The sequence below is a fragment of the Tatumella ptyseos ATCC 33301 genome, assembly GCF_000735525.1.
Taxonomy (GTDB): domain Bacteria; phylum Pseudomonadota; class Gammaproteobacteria; order Enterobacterales; family Enterobacteriaceae; genus Tatumella; species Tatumella ptyseos.
Genome location: NZ_JMPR01000043.1, coordinates 75,144 through 81,679, shown reverse-complemented (window position 1 = coordinate 81,679; position 6,536 = coordinate 75,144). Strand labels below are relative to the sequence as shown.

Here is a 6,536-nt window from a genome sequence, read left to right as displayed (position 1 = left end):
AAGGCATGCTGCCCGGGCCCCGCCGCGGGCGACCGGGCAAAGGGCGCATGGCCGCGCCCTCTGCACTCCCGGCCTTGCGACAGGCCTGCCCGCCGCTTCGCGGTGCCTTCACTCATTCATGTGTCCTTTACGGACCGGTCATGATTCGCTCCTGCTCAGCATGACCTCTCGCCGCGTCCCTGCGGCTCGTCCTGGCCACATTCACTCGCTCAGCGGTGCGATGTCGCCCGACCAACGGTGCAGACATCCGCGGAAAAGCGGATTGTGGTTTTGTTTTAAAACCGAAAAAACAGTAGCGATGCACGGAGAGCAGGTTTTGGGGCGCTATCCGCAGCGCCGAACGCAGAGTGACGGCCAGGCAGAGCCGGCAGGGATGCCGGCGAAAGAACGGTTGAGCTAGGACGGCGAATCCGGGCGGGCCGTCAGGCCGGAGCGATAAGTGAGGGGACAGCGAGGACCTGCGCCAGGCGAGGATTGTTAAGGCCCGCGCCTTCGGGCCTTAACCCGGCCGCCGCCATGCGGCAACTGAAACTACTGCACGTCTGACGGGCGGAACCGGCTCAGAGCGAATACCCGGGAAAACGGATAATTTTTTTGTGTCAGTATAGTGAATATGCCGTTCGCTTTATAATAAGGCTTGCTGCCTGTAATCCGCTGCGGGCGACCGGGCAAAGGGCGCATGGCCGCGCCCTCTGCACTCCCGGCCTTGCGACAAGCCTGCCCGCCGCTACGCGGTACCTTCACTCATTCATGTGTCCTTTACGGACCGGTCATGATTCGCTCCTGCTCAGCATGACCTCTCGCTCAGCGGTGCGATGTCGCCCGACCAACGGTGCAGACATCGGCGGAAAAGCGGATTGTGGTTTTGTTTTAAAACCGAAAAACAGTAGCGATGCACGGAGAGCAGGTTTTGGGGTGCTATTCGCAGCGCCGAACCTGACATTACGGCCAGTCCCTGACACTGAAAGGGGACCTTCCGCCAGATAACACCACGCTTGTCCGGGAAAATCAATATCACGCTGACAGATGTGAGAGTAGCCTGCCGACAGTACAGGGATATCTTATCGCGGGTTATTTGAATGCAATAAACCGTGTTTTTAAACTTCTGAAAAATTGATAGGCTAAGATTCAACTCATAACAGGAAATACGTGATATGTCTTTTATTATCAGAGGATTAAACGGAAGGGCTTTCAGTCATCTTTATGGTCTGCCGGACGATGAGCTAAGAAAGAAAGGCGCTATCAGGATCCATGTTGATGAATATCCATGCTACCCGGACCGGATCACGTTAAGAGATATCCCCGCCGGAGAAACAGGGATCCTGTTAAACCATACTTATCTTGATACGGATTCTCCCTATCGTGGCTCACATGCTATTTTTATATGGGAGGGGCAGTCAGAGGAAGGTGTCTTCAGAGACACGATTCCGGAAGTTATGCAAAAAAGAATGATTTCTCTTCGAGGTTTTGATCACCGGGATATGCTTATTGAGGCGACGATAGCTCAGCCAGGAGAAGTGAAGGAGCATATTCTTTCGCTTTTTAAAAACGATCAGGTTGATTTTATTCTTGCCCACAATGCCAGGCAGGGGTGTTTTTCTTGCCGGGTAGAACGGGGTTAGACATTTTCAAATTAAGCGGGCCATTATTGAGTCTTTTTCGGTATCTGTTTTCCGCTTCCTTTGCTGCACCACCCATAGGAATATTCCCTGCAGCCGGTCTCAGTCGATACTGGTGTCCGGCAGCAGCTCGTCTAAGGATCGAACCGGCCCCGGGGTACTATGGCGGCTTCGGTGACAATCCCAGGACATGGCATCTTCTGTGCAATAGTCTCCCAGGCATTCCAGCGCCAGGTCCTCCTCAATCAGACCGATCGGTACCCAGATATAAGGAACATCGCGCAGGGCATTAGGCACGGTCGAGCCACATGACGCACAAAAATCGTTACGGTAACCGGTTGTTTTTTGCCAGGTTGCGATCCTTTGCTGGCCGTCTTCCCAGGCAAACTCCGTCGCAGGAATTAATGTCGCCAGATTGTGACCCACTCCGGTCTGTTTACGGCATAACGAACAATGACAACGATAAAATTTTTCGGGTACTTGTTGCAGGGTGAAGCGTATCGCGCCACAAAGGCAGGATCCTTTAACCATCATTTCCGCCTGTACATTTTATTTTATAAAGGGTGTATCACATTGTGCAGAAAATGGATACCAAGCTACCCGTCACCGGCAAAAGAGCGGCCGGACTAAAAAATCTGATATTGATATTCAACATAGTTATCGGGATCAATAAATAATCAATACGATTGAGATATAAATATAGTTGTATTGTTTAGTAATGTTAATTAATAAAGCAGGTTCCCATGCCCGTAATTCCGGGGTGAGAAAGAGGAGCCTGCACCGGAAACCCGTTTCAGGGTTTATCATCGGGAGCAGGAAGTGCGACGTGCCTGCACTTTTCTCCCCGGTACTTCTGTGGAATAAGGACAAGCGTATGTTGGAAATCAAAAGTAATCGTCAGGTTATCCTTCGCACGACGTTGCTCGGGGGATTTATCAGTTCATTAGTGAAATGGGGTTCCGAGGTGAATATGCCTCCCCGGGTCGCCGGGGAAATCTCGCCCCCGGCCGCAAACATTGATAGCTGGTTAGGCTGGGCCGGAATCAACTCGCATTCGCTGGATTATATTTATCAGGGCACCATGGTGTCGGGTGCGGTGACGCTGTATCACTGGTTGTTCAGTTTTATTTTTGCTTTTGTCTACGTTGCTCTTTCGGCCCTGTCCCCGAAAATTCGCCTGTGGTATGGCGCGCTCTACGGTATTGTGATCACGGTTGTGATGCACGGTTTTCTCATCCCGCTGCTCGGTTTTCGTTACCCGGTGTACGCCTCCGGTGCAAAAGGGTGGTTATGGAATCTGAATGGCTATGAGTTATGGAGTGAACTTCTCGGTCACATTTACTGGGCCGTTTCCATTGAGCTGTGTCTGATTGTTGTGCTGGCTCAGTTATCCCGGCCTTTAAAAGGGAACTGGGTAAAATAATTGTTCCTGACCGTTATTTGAAATTCTGAATATCAGCGATGTCAAACAGAGTATCTGTACCCCTGTAAACTCCGGACAAAAAAACGTGCGGAAATTATCCGGGGTCAGATCTCTCAGACAGTTTTCTTTTTTGTTTTTCGGTAAAACAGTCAATGAGCGGATTTATTCTGTTTATCTGCCAGGATTACATCATCACTGATGGCGCTACCACGTCTGTGGCCTGAACAACAGGTGAGCTGAACGAAAAAGGAGAACGGCAGTATGATTAACCGGAATGCATTATTTCTTAATACCATCCTTCTGGGGGGAACAACGGCACAAAAGTTACAAGCAGTGGCCGACGCTGGTTTTGCGGAAGCAGAGTTGTGGCAGCAGGATGTTCAGGAGACCGGGGGAGATACCGCCGGGATCCGTCAACATCTCAGTTCACTGGACATCACCCTGACGGATTATCAGGTTCTGCTGGATTTTGACGGAGCCGCAGACGTGCACCGGGAAATTAAACGCCAGCAGGCACTGGAGATACTGGACACCGCAGTGAAAGTCGGTGCCGGGACGGTACTGGTACCGGCGAATACCGAACGCGGATGCGTGCAGGATAAGATAGTCAGTGACCTGCAATGGCTGACCGCCCAGGCTGTCGAGCGGGATCTGCGTATAGCCTATGAGGCAATGTGCTGGAGCACCTGTGTCAATACCACGCCTGCCGCGCTGGAGATTATTAATGAGGTCGACTCCCCGGCGCTGGGATTAGTGATTGATGCTTTCCATATTTTTGCACTGCGGCGTACGGTAGCGGACCTGGCAGATGTTCCGGCAGATAAAATATTTCTGGTACAGCTATCGGATGTCAGAGAAATACCGGACAAACAGCAACTGATTGATATTGCAAGACATCAGCGCTTGCTGCCCGGGGACGGAGTCTTTCCGTTACAGCAACTGCTTTCCTGTCTGCGGGAAAAACAGTACCAGGGTCCGCTGGGGCTGGAAGTGTTTAATGACGAACTAAAAAAACAGCCACCGGCAGATGCTGCCCGGCAGGCAATGGCCGCCTTGCGCCGTCTGATTGTCTGAAGATCGTCCCCGTATTTTCCGGGCAAGCCTGATCCGTGTTAAAACGGTCAGCAACATGTGCTGAAATCAGCGCGTTATACTGACCAAAATGAATACCGGAAAAGGGGCCTGCCATGTGGATACAGAAAGAAATCAGACTAAAGCCGCGCCAGCGCGGTTTTCATCTGATCACTCATGATATCGAAAATGCATTGAACGATATTCGCTGGCCAGCGGTCGGTCTGTTGCATCTGTTTATTAAACATACGTCGGCATCGCTGACCATTAATGAAAATGCGGATCCCACCGTCCGGGGCGATTTTGAACGTTATTTCAATCATGCCGTTCCGGAAAATGCACCATTTTATCAGCACACGTATGAGGGCAGCGATGATATGCCAGCCCACCTGAAAAGCAGCTTACTGGGGGCAGAACTGACGGTCCCGGTGTCCGGAGGGTATCTGAACCTGGGGACCTGGCAAGGCATCTATTTATGTGAACATCGTGATCATGGTGGCAGCCGGACACTGGTGCTGACATTACAGGGATCAGATGACTGATCTCCCGGAGGAGTGCAGTCATCATTAGCTCTTCTGCGGGTCAATGCCATTGAGGGTGCAGGAGTCATGCCTGTGCGCCGTGGCAGATAACCGTCAGGAAAATCAGAGAACGGAGGGGTGAGTAACCCTCCAAAGAGTAAGCCGGTGGGGAGAAAGCAGGACGGGGACAGCAGAAAGTGACTTATCCCCGGTAATAGCTTAATGATCTGCCGGGGCAGGATGCATTGGTTTTTCAGGCAGAGGTAACACCTCAACTTTGACCTGATACTTCCCGGCAGCGGTCTGAGGCACCTGAGCGACCAGGTTTTTCAGGGTTTCTGCCGGGGTGGTGGTAGTTTCTGTCGCTGCATACAGTGGCATCGGACGCGGTGGCATCATGCCATGCTTATGCGGGCCGAAGCCTTCCGGGTGATGATCTGCCTGTGTTTGCGGAGCGGCACAGGCCAGCGCAGAAACCAGTAGCAGGGGGGCTGAAAGATAAATCGCAATCTGTTTCATAATCAACTCCTGAGAAGAAATTCACAGACAGCATCGTGAATTATTCCCAGTGTCACAATCACTTTTGCGGGATGTTTACGCAATTTTCATTATCCAGACAGTTATTGCTGAAACAGGGACTTCTGACACACTCAGAGACAGAAATACCATAAACGGGCCGGAACGTTGCACGGCTTCAGCGTTATCCTGCTGACTTATCCTTCACTTGCCCGCCGTCTTCGGAGTTGATATATAAAGAGACTGACTACACAGGCCGATAACTCTCCCGGCCGGGATGCCATGACAGGTACTATTTTGAAAAAGCACACACTGTTACGCAGCGGATTTCCCCTGACGGCCCTGCTCCTTTCGCTCGCTTTTCTTTCCCCGGCCTTGTCGGCGAAGACTGTGACCGATGATGCCGGCAACCGGGTTGAGGTACCTGACATCGCCAACCGTATTGCGGATGGCTGGTTCGCGCATCACTCCTTACTGATGACGCTGGGGGCCGGTGATCGCATTGTCGCGACGGTGAATCATCCCCGGGATCGCCCCTGGATGTTTAAAATACAGCCGTCACTGAATCAGGCATTACAGACGCCCGGGCATGAGTTTTCCAGTGAGGCGCTGGTTCTGCGTCATGTTGATGTGATCTTTGTAGCTAAGAATGATCCTGCAGCAAACAGCTATCGGCAGGCCGGTATTCCGGTCGTCATGATGGGATTTACCGATTTTCCATCGATGGAGCGTTCACTGCTGACGACAGCTGAAGTGGTCGGCACGCCGCTGGCTCTTCAAAGAGCGGAGGAATATAACCGCTATCTTAACCGGCAGATCGCGGTGGTCCGTGATAAAACCCGAACGCTGACTCCGCAGCAGCGTCCGACAGTATTGCATATTCAGTCTCTGCACCCGTTAAAAGTGGATGGCAGGAATACGCTGATTAATACCTGGATCACGCTGGCCGGTGGACGTAATGTCGCCGAAAGTGTCGATGGGAATATGAAAGAGATCACCCCGGAAGAGGTGCTGGCATGGCAACCGGATTATATTATTCTGGATGCCGGTGCTGGCACCCTTGCACAATCACCTTACCGGGGTCTGTTCAGTCAGTTGCGGGCGGTGAAACTGAACCACGTCGTCCGTAATCCTTCCGGTGTCTTCCCCTGGGATCGTTACGGGACGGAGGTTGCCCTGCAGATCCCGTGGGCAGCGAGATTGTTCCATCCGGATCTGTTTCCTGACATCAATATGGTCCGTCAGACCCGGGATTTCTACCGGCAGTTCTTTGATTACCCACTGACGGAGTCGCAGGCGAAACGTATCCTGGATGCTCAGCCTCCGGGCTGAACCGGCGATCTCCCCGACAGGGGAAAAGGGGGCAAAAATACGGAAAGAACCGGA

Annotated in this window: 7 protein-coding genes; 5 read left to right on the top strand and 2 right to left on the bottom strand. The window is 52.1% G+C overall.

Annotated features, from left to right (window positions below; all coding sequences use genetic code 11):
- Positions 1 to 1,154: 1,154 nt before the first annotated feature.
- Complete coding sequence (locus tag GTPT_RS14135; RefSeq protein ID WP_029991604.1) at positions 1,155 to 1,622, top strand: DUF1203 domain-containing protein; 468 nt, start codon at positions 1,155 to 1,157, stop codon at positions 1,620 to 1,622.
- A 99-nt stretch (positions 1,623 to 1,721) separates the two neighbouring features.
- Here GTPT_RS14135 and GTPT_RS14130 read toward each other — a convergent pair whose 3' ends face one another.
- Positions 1,722 to 2,150 (bottom strand): GFA family protein, encoded by a 429-nt coding sequence (locus tag GTPT_RS14130; protein WP_029991606.1) that lies wholly within the window; start codon positions 2,148 to 2,150, stop codon positions 1,722 to 1,724.
- 343 nt (positions 2,151 to 2,493) lie between these two features.
- Here GTPT_RS14130 and GTPT_RS14125 point away from each other — a divergent pair, with 343 nt between their 5' ends.
- From GTPT_RS14125 to GTPT_RS14115, 3 genes are all read left to right on the top strand, one after another.
- A complete protein-coding gene (locus GTPT_RS14125) occupies positions 2,494 to 3,042 on the top strand; it encodes a YagU family protein (RefSeq protein ID WP_025902180.1) in 549 nt (182 codons plus the stop codon).
- Positions 3,043 to 3,303: 261 nt separating this feature from the next.
- The gene (locus GTPT_RS14120; protein ID WP_029991608.1) at positions 3,304 to 4,116 is read left to right on the top strand and encodes a sugar phosphate isomerase/epimerase family protein; all 813 of its coding nucleotides are present in this window, start codon (positions 3,304 to 3,306) and stop codon (positions 4,114 to 4,116) included.
- Between the two features lie 113 nt (positions 4,117 to 4,229).
- Positions 4,230 to 4,655 (top strand): secondary thiamine-phosphate synthase enzyme YjbQ, encoded by a 426-nt coding sequence (locus GTPT_RS14115; protein WP_025902178.1) that lies wholly within the window; start codon positions 4,230 to 4,232, stop codon positions 4,653 to 4,655.
- Between the two features lie 198 nt (positions 4,656 to 4,853).
- Here the strand turns inward: GTPT_RS14115 and GTPT_RS14110 are convergent, their stop codons facing one another.
- Positions 4,854 to 5,153 (bottom strand): hypothetical protein, encoded by a 300-nt coding sequence (locus GTPT_RS14110; RefSeq protein ID WP_025902177.1) that lies wholly within the window; start codon positions 5,151 to 5,153, stop codon positions 4,854 to 4,856.
- 294 nt (positions 5,154 to 5,447) lie between these two features.
- Between GTPT_RS14110 and GTPT_RS14105 the strand changes: the two genes are divergently transcribed.
- Positions 5,448 to 6,482 carry an ABC transporter substrate-binding protein gene (locus GTPT_RS14105; RefSeq protein ID WP_422396444.1) on the top strand — a complete coding sequence of 345 codons (1,035 nt, stop codon included), beginning with the start codon at positions 5,448 to 5,450 and terminating at the stop codon, positions 6,480 to 6,482.
- The last annotated feature ends 54 nt before the right edge of the window (positions 6,483 to 6,536 follow it).